The sequence below is a fragment of the Duncaniella sp. B8 genome, from assembly GCF_005304985.1.
Lineage (GTDB): Bacteria > Bacteroidota > Bacteroidia > Bacteroidales > Muribaculaceae > Duncaniella > Duncaniella muris.
The window spans coordinates 1,922,097-1,946,012 of sequence record NZ_CP040121.1; the positions used below are offsets into that span (position 1 = coordinate 1,922,097).

The following is a 23,916-nucleotide window of genomic DNA, read 5'->3' on the forward strand; positions in this document are numbered from 1 at the left end:
GGCTTACTCCTCCTTTCCTGCTGCTATGGTTTCTGATTTTTTGTCGGTTGTTTCGTTTTTGTCTTTTTCATCCGGCGGAACGGCCACGGGATTTACTTTGGTGTTGTGGGTGAGTTTGTGATAGCCTTCCACCACGATTTTCTCACCCTTGGCCAGGCCGCGTTCCACTATGGTGTTGTTGCCCACTTCCGGACCGGTCTCGATGAAGCGTTTCTCGGCTACACTGTCGGGGCGGACCACATATACATAAGCTCCGCCTTTCTCGATGATGAGGGCCTTGGAGGGGATTTCGATTGCTTCCTCACGCACGTCGAGAAGCACACGCACTTTGGTGAATTCGCCGGGCAGGAGGCTGTGGTCGGGGTTGGGCATCTCGGCGCGGACGGAGAAGGTGCCGGTCTTGGGGTCGACCTGTGGATCGGCGAAGTCAACGAGGCCTTTGTGGGGATATTCCGAACCGTCGGCAAGGGTGATGGTCACGAAAGAGTTCCATTTGCGGGTGGAGTCGGACACTCCGAGATTTACGTTGCGGTCTTTGCTGCGGAGATAGTCGAGCGCGGTCATTGAGAAGTCGACTCTTACTGTGTCGCTCTTTACCACTGTGGCCAGAAGCGATTTGCCTCCTGAAGGGCCGACCCAGGTGCCTATGTCGGCCACACGTTCGGAAATGTAGCCTGAGATGGGTGACGATACACGGGTGTAGCCCAGCGTCAGTTCGGCTTGGGTGAGGTCGGCTTCGCTGACGGTGACTTCGGCGTTGGCGCTTTCATAGGCGGCTGTGGCGTTGTCGAGATCGAGCTGTGAGGCGGCGTTCTGGGCGTAGAGCGGTTTGATTCGCTCATAGTCGCGTTTGGCCTTCTGGGCCTGTGCGCGGGCTTTGTTGAGCTGTGCGCGGGCTTTATTGGCATTGGCCCGGTAGAGACGCGGGTCGATTATGAACAGAGTCTGTCCTTTTTCTATATATGAGCCTTCTTTGAAGAGCATGCTTTCGAGGTAACCTTCCACACGGGCGTGGATCTCGACGAACTGCTGGGCGCGGATGCGGCCTACGTATTCGCCGTAGATATTTACGTTGCCGGTCTTGACGGTCTCAACTTCAACTATGGGTAGAGGTGACGCCTGATGCTTCGGGCGCATGATAAAGTAGAGTCCTGCGGCTACTATGAGGACTATCAGGGCTATGACAAGCCAGGCTTTCTTGCTGTGGGGGCTGTGTCTTTTGGCTGATTTGAATCCGGTGTTTACTTTCGAACCGATTGATTCGCCGATGTGATGGAGATTCATTTTACCTACTCTGTGTTGAATTAAAATTGCACTGGATGAAAACTAAAACAATATATTAACATTCGTGCCTTAAAAAAGTTCGAAGTGTTAAAAGGATGGAGCCCTTGTTTTTTTGTATCGGGCTGATGTTAGTAAAATTAGTCAATCTCCGGCAGACTGCAAACAGAGTGTTAATAAACGGCATGAATATGTTAATGGACGGCATCCGGCGCTGACCGGATAGCAGGCGGAGCGATTTGAAATTCTGTTAAGAGGTTGTTTAAAACCAGGAGTTAAAATCTGAGTGGAGTATGTTTTAGATAAATCGTTGCAAAAGAGGAAGGGGTATGGCAAGCTATACCCCTTAGGCTCAGAACCATATCTACCTCAAAACTTTCGCTCAGATTTTAACTATTGTTATGAAACACCCTCTTAAATCGGGCAGGGAGAGCCAAAAATGGAGTAATTACGGAAAAATTTCTATATTTTCATGCTCTTAATGTTTGGAGGATTGAAAAATTCACTATATTTGCGGGGTCTAAGTCTGTGAGCGCGCAGCATAGACATAACCAATCACGCCAACTTTCATTTAATCCCCCTCTTTTTTCAGTTATGAAGAAGCATAATTTCTCCGCAGGCCCCTCTATTCTGAGTGAATACACTATCAAGAATACTGCCGATGCGATTCTCAACTTTGCCAACACCGGTCTTTCACTCCTTGAAGTGTCACATCGCGGCAAGGAATTCGTCGCTGTGATGGATGAAGCCCAGCAGCTTGTCAAGGAGCTCCTTGATGTTCCTGAAGGCTATCATGTCCTTTATCTCGGCGGTGGTGCCAGCCTGCAGTTCTGTATGGCTCCGTATAACTTACTGCGCTCAAAGGCCGGCTATCTTGACACCGGCACATGGGCTGCCAATGCCATCAAAGAGGCCCGTCTTTTCGGCGAGGTAGAAGTGCTCGCTTCTTCAAAAGAGGCAAATTACACCTATTATCCCAAAGGCTATGAAGTGCCTGAGGATCTGGATTATTTCCATATCACCACAAACAATACCATCTATGGCACCGAACTGCGCACCGATCCTGATGTGAAAGTGCCTCTGATCGCCGATATGTCATCGGATATTTTCTCCCGTCCGGTAGACGTGTCCAAATATGATCTCATCTATGCAGGCGCGCAGAAAAACCTCGGCCCCGCCGGCGCTACTCTCGTGATTGTCAAGGAAGACGCTCTCGGCAAGGTAGACCGTCAGATCCCGACCATGCTTGACTATCGCACCCATATCAAGAAGGGGTCGATGTTCAACACTCCTCCGGTGCTTCCTGTCTTCTCTTCACTCCAGACTCTCCGCTACTACAAAGAGCTCGGCGGCGTGAAGGAAATGGAAAAACGCGACCTCGCAAAGGCTGCGATCCTTTATGATGCCATCGACTCAAGCAAGATGTTTGTAGGCACTGTGACTGATCCGGATTCGCGCTCGATCATGAACGTAACCTTCGTGATGACTCCCGAATACAAGGAACTCGAAAAAGATTTTGTTGACTTCTGTGCCGCCCGTGGCATTGTCGGCATCAAGGGCCACCGCTCAGTCGGCGGATTCCGCGCTTCGCTCTACAATGCTCTTCCCATCGAAAGCGTGCAGGCTCTCGTCGACGCTATGAAAGAATTTGAAAAGGCTCACTGATCCCCCCTGCTTCAGACTATGAAAGTTCTTATCGCAACTGAGAAGCCCTTTGCAGCAGTGGCTGTAGACGGCATGAGAAAAGTTATCGAAGAGGCCGGTGCGGAACTGGTGCTCCTTGAGAAATATACCTCCAAGCAAGAATTGCTTGACGCGGTGGCTACCGCTGAGGCTCTGATTATCCGCAGTGACAAAGTGGATGCCGAGGTGCTTGCAGCCGCTCCCGCGCTTAAAGTTGTGGTCCGTGCAGGTGCAGGGTATGACAATGTCGACCTTGAGGCGGCTACAGCCCGTGGAGTGTGTGTGCAGAACACCCCCGGCCAGAATTCAAATGCCGTGGCTGAACTCGTGTTCGGACTGGCCGTCATGATGAGCCGCAATATGTTCAACGGCACATCAGGCACTGAGCTTAAGGACAAAACTCTCGGTATCCAGGCATTCGGTCAGGTAGGACGCAATGTGGCCCGTATAGCCCGCGGATTCGAGATGAATGTCTCGGCTCTTGATCCGTATTGCCCTGACAATGTTATGGAAGATGCCGGAGTGACCCCAGTCCATTCGGTCGAGGAGCTCTATCGCCTGAATAAGGTAGTCTCGATCCATATTCCCGCTACTGCTGAGACCCGCAAGTCGATCGGCTATGATCTGATTGCGTCAATGCCTAAGGGTGGGCTTCTGATCAACACAGCCCGTAAGGAGGTGATTGACGAGGAAGGCCTTATCCGAGCCCTTGACGAACGCGCCGATCTCAAATATGCAGCCGACGTGGCTCCCGAACGCGCTGCCGAGATCAAGGAGCGCTTTGGCGACCGAGTGTTCTTCACTCCGAAAAAAATGGGAGCGCAGACCTCCGAAGCCAATATTAACGCCGGTATCGCGGCCGCCCGTCAGGTGATCAGTTTCCTGACCACCGGCGAAGAACGTTTCCGCGTGAATAAATAAGCCCCCGATAAATAAAAATTAGAAATTCCCTTGATGCAGTTTGTCATCCGGCCGACTGCATCAAGGGAATTTTTTTTACAGGTCCTCATTTTTTTAGATTGGCTCTTGAACTTTTTTTAAGCTGAGCCGGATTCGCCGTGAGGCATGGCGGACATGACGGGGAGTGACGTTTTGCCCTTATTATATATAAAATAGGTGTAAAACCGCTTGTAGAAGACTGAAATGGCTGAAGTGTTAAAATTCTGTTAAAATACTGTGAAAAATTTGGAGGGAATTGGGGAAATGTCTACCTTTGCACTCGCTTTTGAGAAGCAAGGCCTGCAGCGGCAGACTGATAGAAGATATAACGCTGGGAATGGTAGATCGGTTCGCCGGTCAAATCTTAAGAAAGGTTAAAATCTTCAGAAAAATTTGCGAGATTCAAATAAAGGTTGTACCTTTGCAAAGTTTTCCACTGACCGCCACGGCGATCGAGAAAGCAACGAGAGAACATTGAAATATTTGCAACATAACGAAGTAGTACAAGAGTCAAATCTTCTACACGATAGAAGAAACGATCTCTGTCAATTTCCAAGATCCGGCGTTTAGGCCGATAGTCAGTCAAGGACAGCGGGGAGCGATCCCTGCGATCTCTGAGGTTTCTGTGAAAGCAAAAGAAATAACAGAACAAACGGTCTGTATTTTAGCTTTGCTTTTTTTATAAAGAAGAAAAGAAAAATATATAGACAACAACGAAGAGTTTGATCCTGGCTCAGGATGAACGCTAGCGACAGGCTTAACACATGCAAGTCGAGGGGCAGCGGGGAGGTAGCAATACTTCCGCCGGCGACCGGCGCACGGGTGAGTAACACGTATGGAACCTGCCCGTAGCAGGGGGATAAGCGGAAGAAATTCCGTCTAATACCGCGTAATAACTCCGAGAGGCATCTCATGGAGTTTAAAGGGTAATACCGGCTACGGATGGCCATGCGGCGCATTAGCTAGTTGGCGGGGTAACGGCCCACCAAGGCGACGATGCGTAGGGGTTCTGAGAGGAAGGTCCCCCACACTGGTACTGAGACACGGACCAGACTCCTACGGGAGGCAGCAGTGAGGAATATTGGTCAATGGGCGCGAGCCTGAACCAGCCAAGTCGCGTGAGGGAAGACGGTCCTATGGATTGTAAACCTCTTTTGTCGGGGAGCAAAAGGCGCCACGTGTGGCGTTCCGAGAGTACCCGAAGAAAAAGCATCGGCTAACTCCGTGCCAGCAGCCGCGGTAATACGGAGGATGCGAGCGTTATCCGGATTTATTGGGTTTAAAGGGTGCGCAGGCGGAAGATCAAGTCAGCGGTAAAATTGAGAGGCTCAACCTCTTCGAGCCGTTGAAACTGGTTTTCTTGAGTGAGCGAGAAGTATGCGGAATGCGTGGTGTAGCGGTGAAATGCATAGATATCACGCAGAACTCCGATTGCGAAGGCAGCATACCGGCGCTCAACTGACGCTCATGCACGAAAGTGTGGGTATCGAACAGGATTAGATACCCTGGTAGTCCACACAGTAAACGATGAATACTAATTGTTCGGGGAGAATGATCCCTGAGTGATACAGCGAAAGCGTTAAGTATTCCACCTGGGGAGTACGCCGGCAACGGTGAAACTCAAAGGAATTGACGGGGGCCCGCACAAGCGGAGGAACATGTGGTTTAATTCGATGATACGCGAGGAACCTTACCCGGGCTCAAACGACACAGGAATACTTTTGAAAGGAGGTAGCTCTACGGAGTCTGTGTCGAGGTGCTGCATGGTTGTCGTCAGCTCGTGCCGTGAGGTGTCGGCTTAAGTGCCATAACGAGCGCAACCCCCATCGCCAGTTACCAGCAAGTCAAGTTGGGGACTCTGGCGAGACTGCCGGCGCAAGCTGTGAGGAAGGCGGGGATGACGTCAAATCAGCACGGCCCTTACGTCCGGGGCGACACACGTGTTACAATGGCAGGTACAGAGAGAAGCAATGCGGCGACGCAAAGCGGAACTTGAAAGCCTGTCTCAGTTCGGATTGGAGTCTGCAACTCGACTCCATGAAGCTGGATTCGCTAGTAATCGCGCATCAGCCATGGCGCGGTGAATACGTTCCCGGGCCTTGTACACACCGCCCGTCAAGCCATGGAAGCCGGGAGTGCCTGAAGTGTGCAACCGCAAGGAGCGCCCTAAGGTAAAACTGGTGACTGGGGCTAAGTCGTAACAAGGTAGCCGTACCGGAAGGTGCGGCTGGAACACCTCCTTTCTGGAGCGGAAATCTCAACGACAACGACACAACGGTCAGACGGACCGAAGGAAACGCCGGAGAGCGGAGCAATCCGCCTCTTGATACTGCTTCACAGTTGCAACTATATATTAATCCCCACACAAGCGGATTCCCAGCAGTCCTTCCTTAAGGGATTAAGCACAGTCCCTTAGCTCAGTTGGTTAGAGCGCTACACTGATAATGTAGAGGTCGGCAGTTCAACTCTGCCAGGGACTACTCAAAAAAGAGGACATTGACATATTGGAAGCGAAGAAGATACAATCTTCAAGCAAACACAACGAGTAAATCAAATCAAGCGAAACACGAGGTAAACAAACTTCGCGTTTCTGAAATCAGACAAAAGACTGAACAATTTCAGAGAGCGAGCCGCGTGATGTTCGAACCGATTGAAAACTAAGGTCATAAAGAAAGGAGAGAAGGGCACATGAAGGATGCCTGGGCTCTCGGAGGCGATGAAGGACGTGATAAGCTGCGATAAGCTGCGGGAAGGAGCAAATATCCCTTGATCCGCAGATTTCCGAATGGGGCAACCCACTGCCCGAACAGGCAGTATCTTCCGAATGGAAGAGGCGAACTTGGGGAACTGAAACATCTCAGTACCCAAAGGAAAAGAAAATAACCCAATGATTGCGCCAGTAGTGGCGAGCGAACGCGCAAGAGCCCAAACCGGCGGTGTTCAGGCACTGACCGGGGTTGTAGGACCGTCAGCAAATGGACAGTTTGAAGTTAGCCGAAGCCTCTGGAAAGGGGCGCCGCAGCGGGTGACAGCCCCGTAGGCGAAAACAGACGACTGACAGAGACGGCACCTGAGTAAGCCGGGACACGAGAAATCCTGGCCGAATCCGCGGGGACCATCCCGTAAGGCTAAATACTACCGAGAGACCGATAGCGAACCAGTACCGTGAGGGAAAGGTGAAAAGAACCTCGAACAGAGGAGTGAAACAGACCCTGAAATCATGTGCCTACAAGCGGTCGGAGCTGCTCAGTGCAGTGACGGCGTGCCTTTTGCATAATGAACCTACGAGTTACCGTCGTTGGCGAGGCTAAGTCCACGGATGGACGGAGCCGAAGCGAAAGCGAGTCAGAATATGGCGCGATATAGTCAGCGGCGGTAGACGCGAAACCAAGTGATCTACCCTTGGGCAGGTTGAAGGTGGGGTAACACCCACTGGAGGACCGAACCGGTAAGCGTTGAAAAGCTTTCGGATGACCTGAGGGTAGGAGTGAAAGGCCAATCAAACTTGGAGATAGCTCGTACTCCCCGAAATGCATTTAGGTGCAGCCTCGGGCGCAGTACCGTGGAGGTAGAGCGACTGATAGGATGCGAGGGCTTCACCGCCTATCAAGTCCTGACAAACTCCGAATGCCACGGCACGATCCCCGGGAGTGAGGGCGCGGGTGCTAAGGTCCGCGTCCGAGAGAGGAACAACTCAGACCACCGTCTAAGGCCCCCAAATCCGGGCTAAGTTGAAGACAATAACGAGGTGGGATTGCAAGGACAGCTAGGATGTTGGCTTGGAAGCAGCCATTCATTTAAAGAGTGCGTAACAGCTCACTAGTCGAGTGATCCCGCATGGATAATAATCGGGCATAAGTCCGGTGCCGAAGACGTGGAATTGACGGTTCATCCGTTGATTGGTAGGGGAGCATTCCGGTAGCCGCAGAAGGTCAGGCGCGAGCCTGGCTGGAGGTCCCGGAAAAGCAAATGTAGGTATAAGTAACGACAAAGGGGGCGAGAAACCCCCTCGCCGCAAGACCAAGGGTTTCTGATCAACGCTAATCGGATCAGAGTCAGTCGGGACCTAAGGCACAGCCGCAAGGCGCAGCCGATGGAAGAAACGGTCAACATTCCGTTACTCCCTTCAGGAGTGACGTGGAGACGGAGAAGTGACACTCCCGCGTGCTGACGGAATAGCACGTTAAACCGCGTAGGTATATCTGAGGCAGGCAAATCCGCCTCAGATGCTGAAACGAGACAGTACGGAGAGCCCCCGTGGCAATCCGACAGCGGAGGTAACCAGGCTCCCAAGAAAATCCGCTAAACTTAATCCTGAAGGGACCCGTACCCCAAACCGACACAGGTGGTCGGGTAGAACATACCAAGGCGCTCGAGAGATTCACGGTTAAGGAACTAGGCAAATTGACCCCGTAACTTCGGGATAAGGGGTCCCCTCCTTCACGGGAGGGGCGCAGAGAATAGGTCCAGGCAACTGTTTAACAAAAACACAGGGCTGTGCAAAATTGAAAGATGAAGAATACAGCCTGACACCTGCCCGGTGCCGGAAGGTTAAGAGGAGATGTCATCGCAAGAGAAGCATTGAATTGAAGCCCCGGTAAACGGCGGCCGTAACTATAACGGTCCTAAGGTAGCGAAATTCCTTGTCGGGTAAGTTCCGACCTGCACGAATGGTGTAATGATCCGGACACTGTCTCAACCGTGAGCTCGGTGAAATTGTAGTATCGGTGAAGATGCCGATTACCCGCAACGGGACGAAAAGACCCCGTGAACCTTTACTGCAGCTTAGCACTGTGACCGGGTGTGCGATGTGTAGGATAGTCAGGAGACAGAGAATCGGTGACGCCAGTCATCGTGGAGTCGACGTTGAAATACTGACCTTTGCACATCTGGTTTCTAACGCGCATCGGCGCGGACACTGCTTGGTGGGTAGTTTGACTGGGGTGGTCGCCTCCAAAAGCGTAACGGAGGCTTCTAAAGGTGCGCTCAGGCCGATTGGTAACCGGCCGCAGAGTGTAATGGCACAAGCGCGCTTGACTGAGAGACAGACAAGTCGAACAGGTAGGAAACTAGAGCATAGTGATCCGGTGGTTCCGCATGGAAGGGCCATCGCTCAAAGGATAAAAGGTACTCCGGGGATAACAGGCTGATCCCTCCCAAGAGCTCATATCGACGGAGTGGTTTGGCACCTCGATGTCGGCTCGTCACATCCCGGGGCTGGAGAAGGTCCCAAGGGTTAGGCTGTTCGCCTATTAAAGTGGCACGCGAGCTGGGTTCAGAACGTCGTGAGACAGTTCGGTCTCTATCTGTTGTGGGCGCAGGAGATTTGCGAGGCCCCGACACTAGTACGAGAGGACCGTGTTGGACCGACCTCCGGTTTACCGGTTGTTCCGCCAGGAGCACCGCCGGGTAGCCGCGTCGGGTAAGGATAAGTGCTGAAAGCATCTAAGCACGAAGCCCCCCTCAAGATAAGATCTCCACATAAGGGCCGTTTAAGACGAAGACGTAGATAGGTCGCAGGTGCAGGTGCGGTAACGTACACAGCCGAGCGATACTAATCGCCCAAACCCTTTCTTGGGAGCAATCCCAAACAAACAAAAACAATTTCAGCCGGCAGAACATCAAAGCAACGGCAAACGATAACAAAGCCTCTGGTTCAGTTCAGAGCGTCTGAAATACAAACTCGCGAGATAGCTGAAGAACATCAGCTTCGCTTCCAGTCACCTCTTTTTTAGCGATACTAAGGTGGCCATAGCGTGAGGGCTCCACCTCTTCCCATTCCGAACAGAGAAGTTAAACCTCACCACGTCGATGATACTACGAAAGTGGGAAAGTAGATAACCGCCCCCTCTAAACCGCGGACCGGATCCTGTCACAGCGACAGCTTCCGGCCCGCTTTTTTTATATACCCCCGAAACCACTCTTCCGCAATCGCCATCCGCAATCACTGTCAGCCGTCACCGTCAGCAATCAGACCCTCCCGTCACCGCCACGGCCCCAGGCTGCCACATCGGCAATCTGCCACGCGCTTTTCGCGCAGTCTGCGGGTGTCTGAGATTTCGGTTTTTGTGGGCTTTTTGGTGGTCCGGACATATTCCGGAGGCTCTGGAGAGGCTATAGTAGTGAAGTATAGCGGGTTTTTGTTTGCTGTTACACAAATTTGTTGTACTTTTGCATGAGAATGGCTTAGTGTGTCCATTCTTTTCCAATACATTAAAGCAAAGTAACTATACACAATCTATACGGATGGAACTTACTGCGTCACAACTTGCCACGCTGGTCAACGGAACTGTCGACGGTGATGAAAATGTGAAAGTGAGCACTTTTGCAAGAATTGAAGAGGGGCATCCCGGTGCGCTCTCTTTTCTGGCAAATCCCAAATATACTCATTTCGTTTATTCTACTGATTCATCGGTTGTGCTTGTCAGGAAAGACTTCGTGGCAGAGCATCCGGTGAAGGCTACCCTCATACGTGTTGAAGATCCTTATGCCACTGTGGCCCGTCTGCTTGAGATGGTGACAGAGATGTCAAAGGTGGAGAAGGTCGGTGTCGAGTCTCCGGTGTTCATTGCCGAGGGTGTCGAAGTGCCGGCTGACGCTTATGTCGGTGCTTTTGCTTACATAGGCAGTGGAGTCAAGCTCGGAGCCGGGGTCAAGATATATCCGCAGGCTTATGTCGGCGACGGCTGTGAGATCGGCGACGGCTCTGTGCTTTATGCCGGAGCCAAGGTCTATCACGGCTGCCGGATAGGCAAGAACTGTATAATCCATGCCGGTGCGGTGATCGGTGCTGACGGTTTCGGCTTCGCCCCTGTGGAAGGCGGATATGAAAAGATTCCCCAGACAGGTAATGTGGAGATCGAGGATGACGTGGAGATCGGCGCCAATACTACGATAGACCGTGCGATGATGGGAGCAACCCGGATCGGACGCGGTGTCAAGCTCGACAATCTTATCCAGATCGCTCACAATTGCGCGGTAGGTCCTCATACTGTCATGGCGGCTCAGGTGGGCATAGCAGGTTCGGCGAAAGTCGGCGCGCAGTGCATGATCGGCGGCCAGGTGGGGCTGGTGGGCCACATCTCGATTGCCGACGGAACGCAGATAGGTGCGCAGAGCGGTGTCAACCGTGCCACCAAGCCCGGCGACCGCATCATGGGCGCTCCGGCCGTAGAGATGGGTGAATATGCCCGCAGTCTTGTGTATGTCAAGAAGCTCGGTTCGCTTTACGAGCGTGTCAAAGAGCTTGAAAAGCAAATCAAAGAAGTAAAAAACTAAAAAAATATATGAATCAGATTACGTTGAAAGGTGAGTTCACACTCACCGGCAAAGGTCTGCATACAGGGCTTGAGATCACAGCCCGTTTCCTTCCGGCGCCTGAAAATCACGGCTATAAGTTCAAGCGCGTCGATCTTGAGGGCGAGCCGGTGATTGACGCTCTTGCAGAAAATGTAGTTGCCACAAACCGCGGCACAGTTATCGCCAAAGGCGAAGCTCGTGTGTCGACCATCGAACATGCGATGGCTGCGCTCTATGCCGCCGGAGTGGACAACGTGCTTATTGAGGTCAATGCTCCTGAACTCCCGATTCTCGACGGCAGCGCGCGTTTTTATTGCGAGGAGATAGCCCGTGTGGGCCTCGCCGAGCAGAATGCCGACAAGGATTTCTACTACATCAAGTCGAAGCTCGAAGTCCGTGACGACACAACCGGATCATCGATTCTTGTGCTCCCCGACGATGAATTTTCGGTTGACGTGAAGATTGACTTTGACTCCGTTGTGCTGAACAACCAGTTCGCATCTTTGGAGCATGTAGAGAACTTCCCTGAAGAAATCGCCGCAAGCCGCACATTTGTGTTCGTGCGCGAGATCGAGCCTCTTGTCAAGGGCAATCTCATCAAGGGCGGTGACCTTGACAACGCGATTGTCATCTACGACAGCCCGATGGAACAGGCCGAGCTCGACCGTCTGGCCGATCTCATGAACGTGCCCCACAAGGATGTCAGCATGTTCGGCTACATCAACAATATACCTCTGACTTCCGAAAACGAACCCGCGCGCCACAAGCTGCTTGACCTTATCGGAGATCTCGCGCTCATCGGCCGTCCGCTGAAGGGCCGTGTGATTGCCACCCGTCCCGGTCATTCGATCAACACCACCTTCGCCAAGCGCATCCGCCGCGAGATCAAACACCAGGAAGTGCAGGCTCCGGTCTACAATCCGGACAAGGAACCGCTGATGGACAACAATCGTATCCGTGAGCTCATACCCCACCGCTATCCCTTCCTCCTGGTCGACAAGATCATAGAGAAAGGCACCAACTATATTGTCGGTGTCAAGAACATCACAGCCAACGAGCCGTTCTTCCAGGGTCACTTCCCGCAGGAACCCGTGCTTCCCGGAGTGCTTCAGGTCGAGGCTATGGCGCAGACCGGCGGCATCCTGGTGCTCAGCGGTCTCGACGAGCCCGAACGCTATTCGACATACTTCATGAAGATCGACAATGTGAAGTTTCGCCAGAAAGTAGTTCCAGGCGACACTCTGGTCTTCCATGTGTCGTTCATGACCGAACTGCGTCGCGGTTGCGCCATGATGAAGGGCTATGCCTTTGTCGGCGAGAAGATAGTCACCGAATGCGAGTTCATGGCTCAGATCATCAAGAATAAATAACAAGAAGTTTAAGTAAACACAGAGTTTCTCTCTATAAAGTAACTATGAAACAACCTTTGGCATATGTCCATCCGGCAGCGAAGATCCATCCGAGTGTAGTGATAGATCCGTTTGTCACTATTGATCAGAATGTCGAGATCGGTGAAGGTACTCGTATCGGTTCGAACGTTACCATCATGGAAGGCGCACGCATCGGCAAGAATTGTACAATTTATCCCGGCGCGGTTATCTCCGGTCCTCCACAGGACCTGAAGTTCCGCGGCGAGGAATCGGTAGCCATTATCGGTGACAACACCACTATCCGTGAGTGTGTGACCATCCACCGCGGCACAGCCTCCAAGGGCAAGACCGTGGTAGGCAGCAACTGCCTGATCATGGCCTACTGCCATGTGGCCCACGACTGTGTGATCGGTGACAACGTAATCATGTCGAATGCCGTACAGTGTGCCGGCGAGGTTGTGATCGATGATTTCGCAGTGATCGGCGGTGGCGCTCTTATCCACCAGTTCTGCCACATCGGTCCGCATGTGATGCTCCAGGGCGGCGCGCTTGTCAACAAGGATATTCCTCCTTATGTAAAGGCCGGCCGCGAACCCATCGCATATGCAGGTGTGAACTCAATCGGTCTTCGCCGTCGCGGCTTCTCCAACGAGACCATCCGCGACATCCAGGAGACCTACCGCTACCTCTACCTGTCGGGCCTGAACAACTCCGACGCTGTTGAGCGCATCGAGGCCGAACTGCCTGCCACCAAGGAACGCGATGAGATCATTCTCTTCGTGCGCAACTCAAAGCGTGGCATCATCCGCGGTTACGTATAAGAAAATCAGGGTGTGCTGCTGAAACTGGAAGGTCTGCTTCAGCAGCACACATTCTTTTTTAATCTAACACTCTCCCTCCTATGAGACTCCTTGTCTCGCTACTACTCATCACAGGCACTTCGGTTCCGTTTCAGACGGATGCCGGGGTGCCTTTTAACGGTCTTGGGGGCGAAGCCCTTATGCGAGGCATCTCTCGCGCTTGCCGCCCGGTGACTCTTGCCACCTTCAAGTCGCTTGATGGCTGTGTGGACGATCCTTTCAACGGTGCTCAGGTCATGATCTTGGACGGAAAGCTGCCCGACGGATATCAGTGGGGCAATCTCGTCTCTGCCCGATGGTGGAGAATGGTGCCGGATCTCTATGGCGATACCGTCAGCCGAGATCTCTACAATCTGCTGCCGCTCGGCAGCGATGTGGTGGAATGGCGCGCTGACAGACCGGTGGGAGAAGTGGTCACACCGTCATATTCCAACGCCCTCTGGAGCGCCGGCCTTGGACTGCTCGGAGGAGAGGAATTCGAGTGCTATTGGCCCCCGGAGGCTCTGAGAGGACGGCTGGCAAGAACTTATTTCTACATGTCGACGCTCTATCATGCCGATCTCTGGGCTCCGGAAGCCTATCTCATGATGAGCTCGGAGACCTGGCCGGGACTGAGCGGCTATGCGGCCGGAATGCTTGTGGACTGGCACAGATCATGGCCTGCCGGAGCTGATGAAATACGGCTTAACGAACTTGGAGAGCGTCTGCAGGGCAACCGCAATCCATTTGTTGATTATCCGGAACTTGCCGAGTATCTTTGGGGTGCGCACAAGGGCGAGAATTTTGAAATAGAAGGTGAGCCAAAGGCTCTCAAAGGCACTTACCGTCTGAGCGAAGAGCGGATAGATCTCTACTCTCCCTATATTCCCTCAGATGCAGTCTGGACTGTTGACGGACTCTCTGTAGACGGTGCCTGGGTGATGGCTTCCGGGCTTGGCCTTGGGATGCACCGCCTGGACTACAGTTCGGCTTCAAGCGGAGAACGCGGACGTCTGACCATTAATATTGTTGAAGGATGAAAGCGCATGGCAGAATTGAATCGGTATTCCTTCTTTGGGCGGGCCGTAGTGTCTGCCGAAGGCTACTGCCGGGCGTCGAAACGTCTTTTCGGAGCCTGTGCTGCCTGCTCGTGGCCATAGTCTTGCTGACAGCCTGCGACAAAGGATCTGACGGAGTTCGGCGCACCGATACTCCGGACCCGCCCGGAAGTGGGGAAGGCCCTGTAGGGCGACCGGATCCAGAACAGGGATGGGATTTTACGGCGGAGACCGCCGACGGCTGTCTGCGCTTCGAGGGCAGTGAGATGCGTCTGCGCATTGACCGTGGCGGAGTGCTGTTCAAGACACTGCCCGACGGACATGGCGCTGTGATTGATCTCGACAGCGGCCGCAGGGTGGAGTATTTTATCGGAGAAGCCGGAAGTGACTCGGTCTGCCGGCAGTCATGGGTGTCGATTGACGGTCAAAAGCTTGAAGGAGCCACCGTCAGGATGAAAAAACAGACCGCCGGGACGGTCTGGTGTCATGTGGATGTGGCCCGTCCGCAGAAGGGCTACATGCTTGTAGGGCTCCGCTAAGCAATGTTGCGGCGCATGGCTGTGACGCGCGCGGTCTGAGGACCGACCCCACAGAAAGCATTTGCGGGCTTTATTTCTGCATTATTCGGGCCATAGTGCGCTTGTCTTCGCGCTCTTTGATAGACTGGCGTTTGTCATATTCCTTCTTGCCGCGGGCTATTCCGATCACGAGCTTGGCAAGTCCGCGATCGTTGATGAAGAGGCGCAGGGGCACGATTGTGAAGCCGCTCTCCTTGCCGCTTTTTTCGATCTTTGCTATCTCCTTGCGGTTGAGCAGCAGTTTGCGGTCGCGGCGGGTGGCATGATTGTTGTAAGTGCCGTAGAAATACTCGGCGATATACATGTTTTTCACCCACACCTCACCGTTGTCCACATAGCAGAAAGTATCGGCCAGCGAGGCTTTGCCCTGTCGGATCGACTTGATCTCTGTGCCGGTCAGCACAAGGCCAGCGGTGAAAGTGTCACCTATGGCATAGTCGAAGGTGGCACGTCGGTTCTTTATGTTAATATCTTTTGAAATCACCTTAGTTTAACCAATTATCAAAGAGAAAAGAAAATAAAAAATATAGGGAGGCATCAGCACTCCGAGTATGGCTATGATCATGAATAAGCCTGTCTTTTCAGCCTTCACACCCATATAGCTTGCCCCTTTCCACTGGATCAGAGCCACATAGAACGGCAGGAAGAAAAGCATCACCGAAGTGATCGGCAATACGTTTATGATCAGCGAGATCAGAGCCACCAGGCCCAGGGTGTAGAGCACGAAAGTGTGGCTGCGGGCCTCGTCATAGCGCTTTTCGAGGGTTGGTTCGGCAAAAAGCGAAAGCGCGAACACACCGAAAAAGTAGCTCACGAAATAGACCAGGAAAGTCACGATCATTCTCATGAACAGAACGAGGAATTCGGCATGATGGTAGACCCCCTGCATGAACACACTGAGTGCCGCTATGGCTATCAGCGGATAGAAACCGCGCGAGGCTATCGACTGCGGATTGTCATCAGCGATAGCAATATCCTCCCAGCCGTTGCCCGGCGAGAGTATCAGTTGAAACAGATATTTGAGATAGCGGCGCATAAAAAATCGTGTTTTTTTGTGACAGACTACAAAATTACACAGAATCGCCGAAAAATCATCTCCTTTAGCCCCTAAAATTGGAAATCATTAATGAGGATGTGGCCGATGTTGTGTGAGGATATGATTGTGATGTGGTAGATGTTGTCTCGCAGGGCTGTTATGGGTCAGACTGCAAAACTCGGTTGAAGTGTTAAAAACTATCCGAGTGTGAAAATGTTTTGAGCCGCGGATTTCGGATGTCGGCACATTCCGGGCCATCCGGGGCGGTAAATCGGTGTCCTCCACCGGACACCACGTTTGTTTGAATATCTTTTTCCCCCCGACACCTGCGCGCTTTGCGCTGCGGTGTCGGGGGCTACTATTAAAACGGTGTCCTGCCGGACACCTGCTAACCACAGCCCCTCCGGAGTCCGTCCTGCCGGACACCCGCGCAGCCCCGTGCCATCCACAGCCCATCCGGAGTCCGCCCTGCCGTCCCCTGCCGTCCCCTGCCATCACCTGCCAGGCTGGAACCTGTCTTGTCTGACTCGCTACTGCCTGCGGATCAGTCCGGGGCACGTAGCGCGTACTGAAACCGGATGGAGATGTCCGTCAGGACATCGGTTTACTCATAGCCCGTGACACCACAGCGCAAAGCGCGCAGGTGTCACGGGTTTGCCATTCCCTCAGCATATGGTGTCCGGTCGAGGACACCGATTTACTGCCCCGGATGGTGTGTCAAAAAAAGATAAAAAGACGAGGTTGCGTCGTTTAGACCTGTTTCACATAAATGTATCCATTTTGTGATGACATAATAATTTGGCTTTGTCGCAAATTTATGATATTTTGCGACAAAGCCATTGTGAAAGTCAAAAGTAATCGATTGGGTATCGATTGATTATGATTGTGCTAAAATGCGAAAGGGATGCATTCCGATTTCGGCTCAGCGTTGTCTCCGAGGGTCAGACAGCGACTTTAAATGTCTTGTCCAATATGCGGACAATGTATATGCCGCCTGCGCCTAAGTCGATTTTGCGCTCCGTTCCTCGGTATATGCATATGCCATAGGAACTGTATATCTCTACAGTCTCATTATCGTCAGCTCCTTCGATATATATTGCCGAATCTTTACCATAGACTTTTATGTTGCTTGGAGTGAGCACGGGGGCGATGCCGGATATTCCGAGCTCGAATGTAGCGGTGATGTTAATGTTTTCTGCCACGGCGGCAATTGAAGCCTTGAACTCTTCAGGCTTAAAGTCGGCGCGGCTACCGTTTACGGTTACTTCCGCAATTCGGAAATTGTCGGCCGGCCGGATTATGATTTCAGCGGCTTCGCCCTCTTCAAATTCGCTTCTGTCTGTCTTCTGTCCGTTGATGGTGGCATTGCCGCGGGAGTTGTCATATTCGACTGATATGGTGAAGCGTTCGCCGGTAGTGGTATTGCTGAAATTTTTCCACACATTGGCTTCGGTATATGCTTTTCTTGATCCGGCCGGTACGAAGAGAGACGCTGTCTTGTATATTTTTGAATCGAAGATATTGTCATTGGTGCATACGGGCGGAGTCACGGCGTGTGAAATGATTTCGGAAAGGGTCTCGCATTTCTCGAATGCCGAAAAGCCGATTTTGGTGATTGTAGCAGGCAATTCGACTGTTTTAAGTGTTCCTCGGACAACTGATATAAGTGTCGCTGTCCTCGAAGCGCACGTAGCGGAGCGATTTGTAATTGTTAAAGGCTGTGTGGCGAATTGCATTGACCGGGTATGTCTTGCCTTCATAGTCGACAGTAGCAGGAATTAAAAGTGAAGTGATGTCACGCGATGTTGCGCCGGTTACCATAGCCTCACCGTTTTTCAAAGTGTAATTGATCCCATCTACAGTGAAGGCCATAGCCTGACCGGCTGTTGACAGCAGCACGGCTGCGGATAGAATCAGTCTGGTAAAAATCTTTTTCATTGGCCGATTCGTTCGAGTTTTGCTGTTATATTGTGTATTGTCGTGTATACTGTGTTCATGGAGCCTTTATTGTCTTGACCGTCGCACGGAGTTTGTGTCTTTCCATCGGAACTGAGCCAGAATTCGGCTCGTTTGGATGTCCAGGAGTAATAATATTTACTATATGCCTGATTTTCGTATGCTTGGCGAAACACATAGTAATAATGATACTGATACCCGATGGATGTATTGATCATGGTGTTGCTGTCGTCTGAGTGGTTATGGGCTTCGTTTATACATAGTGAATACGGATTGTCAGACACATATGCACTTATGCGCAGGCTGGCACGCTCTTCCTTGAATGTAATGGTCGATTCTCCGTCTGTCCGCTCTACATTGTCAATCCATGAATAATACCAGTCGTTGCCCTGTCTTTCCATGCCTTCGATGTTTGTGATCTCAATATCGCCTTCAGCGCCTACGTCGGCTTTGATGATAAATTCTTTTTTGTCGGGCAAGAGTCGTTCATCGGCGGAATTAAGTATTGACAGGCGGTATGTCCGGCTTTCGATTATATCATCTGTTTTAAACAGGTACTCGTTGCCAATGAAGGTTTTGCCGAAAATGCTATAGAAGGGTGCGGCGTAGTATGTCTTTTTGGGCTTGAGACGAGAGAGATATTGTTTTTTATGGATTTTACTTTCATTTTCTTCGGTCGATGTGGGCTTATATCGGCCGACTACTTCGCTGTTTTCGTCAAGGAGGACAAGACCTTCTTCCGCCTGTATGTTTTCGAGGAAAAAGTGCTTTTCGCGGTCATACTCCACGACTTTTTCGGTCTCCGTGGCGCCTTCTCCGACTTTGAAGCCGGAAATGCCGGGGAAGAGATGGATACTATTGTCGTAAAGATCTATTTTGGGGAATGAATATGTGTATTTCCCTAAGTCGCAGCCAAATAGTTTTGCAGCAACGTATATTTCGCTTTCTATCCCTATGTTGTTGCTGACCATCGGATTGATGCGATATAAATCATCTGACGAGAGCGAGGCGCTTGCCGAAAGCGTATATTTCGGAATCAGATTTATCCCTACACCGGTGGTTGCACTGTAGAGCCCCACAATCACTCCGGCTCTGAGTCCGGTGGATATTGAGCCGTCCAGGTCGATTTTTTGAATTCCCCAAGGACTTTCATCGCCGTTGTTTCCATCACCGTTACGGCGCGAGGATCTCCATTGGCCTGACGAATTACTGATTGTGAAGGCTGAACTGAACTCATGAGTCAAGGTCGATTCGAATGTGATAGACCCGGCGGCGGCTGCCTCGAAATATAGATAGAAGGTTACAGGAAAGACAACAGGTACACCTGCCACGAGAGCTTTGAGATTTGTTCTGAGTTGGCCTATGCGGATATCCTTATTAACCTCCGCCTTGCACTCGACTATAGATGAAACATTTAAGCCGAGCGTAGGCTCGATGTCAAAAGTCATTATGGTGCGTCTGCCACGCTCCTTTTGGATTGTCGCACCTATGTATCTGAATCCGTAATATACCTGGCCAAGGAACCTAAGATGGTTCCAGGCTGTGCCGTTGGAGACCGAAAGATCCAAATGCTGCCGTGTGATGAGGTTGCATATGCCGGCTCTGCTTCTGCTACTGCTACACTGATCGTCTGGATCATACTCTTCAAATTCGATCCGATTGCCATCTTGGTCGAAGACCTCTATTTCCGATATTTCGAGAGTGCCGTCGGCGGTTGAAAGGTTGAACTCTTCGGCAAACTGCGACAAGTCGGGCCACGAGCATGTGAGCATGATCGTAGGCGACAGTCTTACAGATCGCACTGTGGCGCCGAATCCGTCAGGGAATATCTCGCATTCGGGTATGACGATGATTGAAGCCTCCTTCGGGATTCTGCCGGCAGGTGTGCTCTGTTTGAGGCTGACATATATGGTGGTTGAATCCGGGCTATAGTCAATTGATTCGATATAGGACGCGAAGTCTTCGCCGAGATTGTGCACCGGGAGCACGTCTGCGCTATCAATGTCTGTTTCAGTGATATCTCCGGGCTTATCTGGTTCAGACGGCTCTTCAGTCGTGTTTTTGTCGCATCCAGCGAGTGCTGTTGTCAGTACAAGGAGAATTAGATACAGAAAATGTCGAGGGAGGGAGCTTGAAATTTTCATATGATCAGATGGCAAGTCATACTCATTCCCTGCAGACCTGAGACTATGTTTTTGATTGGTCCATAAAAATAGAAAAGACGTGGAATGATGTTCGGTTTATCTTAGTGAAGGCATCGCCAAACGCCTGATTCAGAATAAACAGTCCACTCCCACGCCATATCGTATACCGATACCCCTTGTCGGGGAGTGGATATGCGACAAGCAAGGGCGTTTTTGACTGCTTTATCCTCTGAATCTAAAAATTTGGCGAATTTTCACTAAAGGATGAAAGCAAAAACGCTTTTCCGTATGTCTGCGCAGTTTCAGTCGCGCACCGCAAAATTAATGTAAATATTTGAATCTGTCAAACGAAACTTCGTGATCACAGAAAAGTCCTGCTGCAAGGATTTTGCGGCAGGACTTCCAAGTAATTATTACGAAAAATGGCTTAAGAGAATCTTTGAAAGCCGGGGTGGGCTGATGTGTTGGCAGGTTGTATTGCCGGAATCAGAATGAGAACTGGGCGAGGGCTCCTACGCGGTGTCCCCAGCCGTGGGTGCCGTCGAAGTTCATGCGCTCCCCGAAGTTGGCTTCGGCTCCGAAGCTGATGCGGGGTGTGAGATACCAGAACAGATTGACGGCTCCGTAGAGTCCATATTTGTAGTCGCTGCCGGCGGCAGTTCCGTGATGGGGCAGGTAGCGGCCCTGACCGAAGGTGGCTGACATGAAGACCTGAGGAGTGAAGTTGTATTGCAGGCCGGCGAAGTAGCCCCATCCTGGCACGGTGTTGAGCTGTCCGGGTTTTTCGGGGTTGGCCACAAGGTCATATTTGCCAAGGAGAAAGTCGCCGCCGAAGTTTGAATATGAGCGGCCGCCGTTGACTGTGGCATAGACCGTGAGGGGATCCACCGGGCGGAACACGGTGCTGAACTGCAGACCCCAGCCCACTTTCTGGTGGTTGCGCGAATTGATCATGTCGCGGTAGGGTAGGAAACGAGTGATGGCTGAGAGGCGAATGTGTTGTCCGGTGAGCCATTCATACTGCACCATAGCCGCGATGTTGGGCATAAACTGGCTGCGGGCTGCGGTTGAGGTCCCGTCTTCCTGCACGGTCATGTCAGGAGTTTCCACGGAGGCTGCCACATAGATGCCGCTTTTGCGGAAATGATGCATGTAACGGACAAGCACATTTGTTCCGTCCATCTTCATGGTGGGGCCGCTGGCATCTATGGTCGGAGGCACGGCCGCGCCATCGCCGAAAGTGGATGAGGCATAACCGATGGTCCAGTCATTTATGGTGGCATAAGCTTTCTTAAGATGGAAGTCGCGGGTCTGGTAGCCGTTGAAATTGGCTTCTATGTAGAGCTGATAGTCGCCGAGGCGCTTGTTTCGGCCTATGACACGGAAAAACAGGGCGGTGCCGGCCGGACTTGATCCGATACGCTGTCGGTTTAGCTCGTCGCGCTGCGTAGGGATGAAGTAAGGCGAGAAACCGGGAGTGCCGGTGGTACCACCCCAGTCGAAATATCCTCTCATGCGCACCATGCCGCCTATGCCCATAGCCAGCTGTGAGTCGCGGCTCATGAACAGGAAGTAAGGAGCCTGCGGGTCCTGAAAACTGCGGAACTGGTCATAGTAGAAATTTTCTACAAGATTGCGGATCGAGTCGCTTTGCGGAGTCTCGCCCTCGCCGAAGAAAATTGGCTTGTGGTCTTTGACAAGAGCCTCGTGCTGCTCATCGGCCGGTGCGGTAGCCATTGCGCCGAGAGCGCATGCCGCCGAAAGCATGATAGCAGCTGTGCGTGTGATGAAATTCATAAGCTGAAACGGATTTTTGCTTTTTATAACATTCATCACGATTGCAAAGTTCATGCCGGGTTGGGCAAAATAGTGCAGAAATTGAAAAAAATCAAACCGAGATGTAACGTTGACACCAATTTTCCGTCTATATGATAAACGGACCTTTGAAAGGACCCGCAGAGACTGATGGACCGCAGCGAGTTTGAACGGATGGCACCCCGGCTGAGGGAGCGCATTGTCAGCATGGTTGTCGGCATGTCGGCTGAGGCTGACTCCGATATGGCTGACGATGTAGCTCAGGACACTCTTTTGAAACTGTGGATGATGCGGGATAAACTTGACAAGTACAGGAGTATAGACTCTCTGGCCTTTGTGATAGCCCGCAACCGTACGCTCGACCTTCTGCGCAGTTCCTACGGCAGCTCAACTGTCGGGATGGAGCATGTGGGCGACATCTCAGACGGAGTCTCGCCCGAAGAGACAGTGATTGACTCCGAGGAGACGGCGGGCGTGATGGAGATCATTGCATCGCTCCCTTCGGTGCAGCAGGCAGTCATCAGAATGAAGCATATAGAAGGCCTGGAGGTCGGGGAGATTGCCCGGCTCACCGGTTCTACGCCGGGCTCTATCCGGGTAGCCCTTTCAAGAGCCCGTCAGAATATCAGAGATATTTTTATGCAAAGACAGTCATGAAAGAAATAGATCAGAATAATGTCAGCCGCTATGTGGAGCGTTTTCTTGCCGGAGAGACCACCTCTGCGGAAGAGAGGGCGCTGTATGACTATTTCAGTCACGGCCATATTCCGGCTGAACTGGAGAGTTACCGGGAGATGTTTGCCTGGTATGGCTCTCTCAGTCAGGCTCCCGCAGCACCTGAACCCATAAGGCTGCCGAGACTGCGCCGCTGGCAGTGGACAGGAGTGGCCGCCACCGTGGCCCTGTTGCTGGGGCTCGGCTTTGTGTTCAGAATGCAGACCGCAGATCTGCCTGAAGAATACATGGCCTATGAGGGCAGTTACATCATCCGCGATGGCAAGAAGATCACGGACCTTCGTGTTGTCGTCCCTGAAATCCGTCGCAACGACCAGCTCGTCAGCGAGCGTCTGAGCCAGCTCGACCGATCGCTTGAAGAGGCGGAAGATGCTTTTGACAGAGCGCTGATGGAAGATTTTGACATGTCGGACCCTGATGTGGCCGAGGTGGTCAAGGCTTCTCTTAGCTATTGATTACTGCAATTCCTGAAGAGGGGATCATAAGTTACACCATACCTGAAACTCTATCGGATATGAAATTTCTAAGATATATTTTAATGGTCATAGTGATGTTCCCGGCGCTGGGAGCTATGGCCCAGAGCTCGATTGATGCGGCGATAGCCACGCTTCAGAAATCAAAATCTGTGACAAACGAGATTTTCTCGGAGAAACGTGATCCGTCGACCCGCGCGGTCATCCGCTCAAGCCGGATGTTTAACTTCGATGATGACAAGATGGCCGCCAAGATCAGGGACGCCATGAAGAAGGAGCGGTCAAAGGCTGTGGCCTTTCAGATGAAGACCACAAGCGGAGCCGAGGTCTATTCAATCTCTTTCGAAGACAGCAAGCATATGGCTATAAAATATGTGCTCATCAGGCAGCATCGCGGCGGATGGGTGCTGTCGGTCGACAAGGCCCGGCGCTCTTCATCGTCAAAAGACCGCTCTGACAGTGAGATCACTGACACTATCTGGTTTGATTCTATGCCGGCTCCTGGGAACTTTGTCCGCCAGATGACTTTCCGGACCGATGAGCCGGAGGATAGCCTGGTGGTTGACGCAGACGAATGTCATGCGGTAATCATTGTGACCACAGACATGCAGGACCCTGTGAATTCAAGTATTTGAGATTAGATATAGCGAAAGTCAAAGGACACGAAAACGGATTTTCAGCCGTGGTCGTGTCCTTTGATTATTTCCGGG

At 51.9% G+C, this 23,916-nt stretch carries 17 protein-coding genes, 1 tRNA gene and 3 rRNA genes; 14 read left to right on the forward strand and 7 right to left on the reverse strand.

The window, feature by feature from the left end:
- Positions 1-3: 3 nt before the first annotated feature.
- Positions 4-1,284, reverse strand: a complete 1,281-nt coding sequence (locus tag FDZ78_RS08225) for an efflux RND transporter periplasmic adaptor subunit (RefSeq protein ID WP_123398161.1) — start codon at positions 1,282-1,284, stop codon at positions 4-6.
- A 591-nt stretch (positions 1,285-1,875) separates the two neighbouring features.
- Here FDZ78_RS08225 and serC point away from each other — a divergent pair.
- The 11 genes from serC (at position 1,876) to FDZ78_RS08280 (ending at position 15,008) form a co-directional block, all read left to right on the forward strand.
- Positions 1,876-2,946, forward strand: a complete 1,071-nt coding sequence (serC, locus tag FDZ78_RS08230) for a 3-phosphoserine/phosphohydroxythreonine transaminase (RefSeq protein ID WP_136408396.1) — start codon at positions 1,876-1,878, stop codon at positions 2,944-2,946.
- A gap of 18 nt (positions 2,947-2,964) precedes the next feature.
- Positions 2,965-3,885 (forward strand): NAD(P)-dependent oxidoreductase, encoded by a 921-nt coding sequence (locus FDZ78_RS08235; protein WP_136408397.1) that lies wholly within the window; start codon positions 2,965-2,967, stop codon positions 3,883-3,885.
- Between the two features lie 728 nt (positions 3,886-4,613).
- Positions 4,614-6,146 (forward strand): 16S ribosomal RNA (locus FDZ78_RS08240).
- Between the two features lie 163 nt (positions 6,147-6,309).
- Positions 6,310-6,383 (forward strand) — tRNA-Ile (locus tag FDZ78_RS08245).
- Positions 6,384-6,571: 188 nt separating this feature from the next.
- Positions 6,572-9,481, forward strand: a 23S ribosomal RNA gene (locus tag FDZ78_RS08250).
- A gap of 163 nt (positions 9,482-9,644) precedes the next feature.
- Positions 9,645-9,753 (forward strand): 5S ribosomal RNA (gene rrf, locus FDZ78_RS08255).
- The 16S, 23S and 5S rRNA genes sit together here with 1 tRNA gene alongside, the layout of an rRNA operon.
- Before the next feature lie 396 nt (positions 9,754-10,149).
- The gene (gene lpxD / locus FDZ78_RS08260; RefSeq protein ID WP_107033165.1) at positions 10,150-11,181 is read left to right on the forward strand and encodes a UDP-3-O-(3-hydroxymyristoyl)glucosamine N-acyltransferase; all 1,032 of its coding nucleotides are present in this window, start codon (positions 10,150-10,152) and stop codon (positions 11,179-11,181) included.
- Positions 11,182-11,189: 8 nt separating this feature from the next.
- On the forward strand, positions 11,190-12,572 hold the full coding sequence (locus FDZ78_RS08265) for a bifunctional UDP-3-O-[3-hydroxymyristoyl] N-acetylglucosamine deacetylase/3-hydroxyacyl-ACP dehydratase (protein ID WP_107033166.1): 1,383 nt from the start codon (positions 11,190-11,192) through the stop codon (positions 12,570-12,572).
- Positions 12,573-12,616: 44 nt separating this feature from the next.
- Positions 12,617-13,393 carry an acyl-ACP--UDP-N-acetylglucosamine O-acyltransferase gene (gene lpxA / locus FDZ78_RS08270; RefSeq protein ID WP_107033167.1) on the forward strand — a complete coding sequence of 259 codons (777 nt, stop codon included), beginning with the start codon at positions 12,617-12,619 and terminating at the stop codon, positions 13,391-13,393.
- An 80-nt stretch (positions 13,394-13,473) separates the two neighbouring features.
- Complete coding sequence (locus tag FDZ78_RS08275; protein ID WP_136408398.1) at positions 13,474-14,451, forward strand: endonuclease; 978 nt, start codon at positions 13,474-13,476, stop codon at positions 14,449-14,451.
- A complete protein-coding gene (locus tag FDZ78_RS08280) occupies positions 14,448-15,008 on the forward strand; it encodes a hypothetical protein (RefSeq protein ID WP_133166560.1) in 561 nt (186 codons plus the stop codon). Before FDZ78_RS08275 ends, FDZ78_RS08280 begins: the two co-directional genes overlap by 4 nt.
- 70 nt (positions 15,009-15,078) lie before the next feature.
- Here the strand turns inward: FDZ78_RS08280 and smpB are convergent, their stop codons facing one another.
- The 6 genes from smpB to FDZ78_RS08310 form a co-directional block, all read right to left on the reverse strand.
- Positions 15,079-15,531 (reverse strand): SsrA-binding protein SmpB, encoded by a 453-nt coding sequence (gene smpB, locus FDZ78_RS08285; protein WP_107033170.1) that lies wholly within the window; start codon positions 15,529-15,531, stop codon positions 15,079-15,081.
- 6 nt (positions 15,532-15,537) lie between these two features.
- Positions 15,538-16,083, reverse strand: a complete 546-nt coding sequence (locus FDZ78_RS08290) for a hypothetical protein (RefSeq protein WP_124075928.1) — start codon at positions 16,081-16,083, stop codon at positions 15,538-15,540.
- Between the two features lie 941 nt (positions 16,084-17,024).
- Complete coding sequence (locus FDZ78_RS08295; RefSeq protein WP_107033172.1) at positions 17,025-17,711, reverse strand: hypothetical protein; 687 nt, start codon at positions 17,709-17,711, stop codon at positions 17,025-17,027.
- A gap of 10 nt (positions 17,712-17,721) precedes the next feature.
- A complete protein-coding gene (locus FDZ78_RS08300) occupies positions 17,722-18,021 on the reverse strand; it encodes a hypothetical protein (RefSeq protein ID WP_107033173.1) in 300 nt (99 codons plus the stop codon).
- Positions 18,018-20,183, reverse strand: a complete 2,166-nt coding sequence (locus FDZ78_RS08305) for a hypothetical protein (RefSeq protein WP_124075927.1) — start codon at positions 20,181-20,183, stop codon at positions 18,018-18,020. The genes FDZ78_RS08300 and FDZ78_RS08305 overlap by 4 nt, the downstream gene beginning before the upstream one ends.
- A gap of 486 nt (positions 20,184-20,669) precedes the next feature.
- Positions 20,670-21,980, reverse strand: coding sequence for a hypothetical protein (locus FDZ78_RS08310; RefSeq protein WP_124075926.1), 1,311 nt, complete (start codon positions 21,978-21,980; stop codon positions 20,670-20,672).
- A gap of 168 nt (positions 21,981-22,148) precedes the next feature.
- Here FDZ78_RS08310 and FDZ78_RS08315 point away from each other — a divergent pair, with 168 nt between their 5' ends.
- The 3 genes from FDZ78_RS08315 to FDZ78_RS08325 are packed head-to-tail and all read left to right on the forward strand — an operon-like array spanning position 22,149 to position 23,841.
- Positions 22,149-22,655, forward strand: a complete 507-nt coding sequence (locus FDZ78_RS08315; protein ID WP_107033176.1) for an RNA polymerase sigma factor — start codon at positions 22,149-22,151, stop codon at positions 22,653-22,655.
- Positions 22,652-23,188: a hypothetical protein gene (locus FDZ78_RS08320; RefSeq protein ID WP_107033177.1), complete on the forward strand. Its 537-nt coding sequence runs from the start codon at positions 22,652-22,654 to the stop codon at positions 23,186-23,188. The genes FDZ78_RS08315 and FDZ78_RS08320 overlap by 4 nt, the downstream gene beginning before the upstream one ends.
- 59 nt (positions 23,189-23,247) lie before the next feature.
- Positions 23,248-23,841: a DUF5024 domain-containing protein gene (locus FDZ78_RS08325; RefSeq protein ID WP_123398827.1), complete on the forward strand. Its 594-nt coding sequence runs from the start codon at positions 23,248-23,250 to the stop codon at positions 23,839-23,841.
- Positions 23,842-23,916: the final 75 nt, after the last annotated feature.

Excerpts from the sequence above, each read along its gene's own strand:
- FDZ78_RS08310 (WP_124075926.1), bottom strand. The coding sequence starts at position 21,980 with ATGAATTTCATCACACGCACAGCTGCTATCATGCTTTCGGCGGCATGC.
- FDZ78_RS08320 (WP_107033177.1), top strand. The coding sequence starts at position 22,652 with ATGAAAGAAATAGATCAGAATAATGTCAGCCGCTATGTGGAGCGTTTT.
- lpxA (WP_107033167.1), top strand. The coding sequence starts at position 12,617 with ATGAAACAACCTTTGGCATATGTCCATCCGGCAGCGAAGATCCATCCG.
- FDZ78_RS08305 (WP_124075927.1), bottom strand. The coding sequence starts at position 20,183 with ATGAAAATTTCAAGCTCCCTCCCTCGACATTTTCTGTATCTAATTCTC.
- serC (WP_136408396.1), top strand. The coding sequence starts at position 1,876 with ATGAAGAAGCATAATTTCTCCGCAGGCCCCTCTATTCTGAGTGAATAC.
- FDZ78_RS08300 (WP_107033173.1), bottom strand. The coding sequence starts at position 18,021 with ATGAAAAAGATTTTTACCAGACTGATTCTATCCGCAGCCGTGCTGCTG.
- FDZ78_RS08265 (WP_107033166.1), top strand. The coding sequence starts at position 11,190 with ATGAATCAGATTACGTTGAAAGGTGAGTTCACACTCACCGGCAAAGGT.
- FDZ78_RS08290 (WP_124075928.1), bottom strand. The coding sequence starts at position 16,083 with ATGCGCCGCTATCTCAAATATCTGTTTCAACTGATACTCTCGCCGGGC.
- lpxD (WP_107033165.1), top strand. The coding sequence starts at position 10,150 with ATGGAACTTACTGCGTCACAACTTGCCACGCTGGTCAACGGAACTGTC.
- FDZ78_RS08325 (WP_123398827.1), top strand. The coding sequence starts at position 23,248 with ATGAAATTTCTAAGATATATTTTAATGGTCATAGTGATGTTCCCGGCG.
- FDZ78_RS08235 (WP_136408397.1), top strand. The coding sequence starts at position 2,965 with ATGAAAGTTCTTATCGCAACTGAGAAGCCCTTTGCAGCAGTGGCTGTA.
- FDZ78_RS08275 (WP_136408398.1), top strand. The coding sequence starts at position 13,474 with ATGAGACTCCTTGTCTCGCTACTACTCATCACAGGCACTTCGGTTCCG.
- FDZ78_RS08315 (WP_107033176.1), top strand. The coding sequence starts at position 22,149 with ATGGACCGCAGCGAGTTTGAACGGATGGCACCCCGGCTGAGGGAGCGC.
- FDZ78_RS08280 (WP_133166560.1), top strand. The coding sequence starts at position 14,448 with ATGAAAGCGCATGGCAGAATTGAATCGGTATTCCTTCTTTGGGCGGGC.
- FDZ78_RS08225 (WP_123398161.1), bottom strand. The coding sequence starts at position 1,284 with ATGAATCTCCATCACATCGGCGAATCAATCGGTTCGAAAGTAAACACC.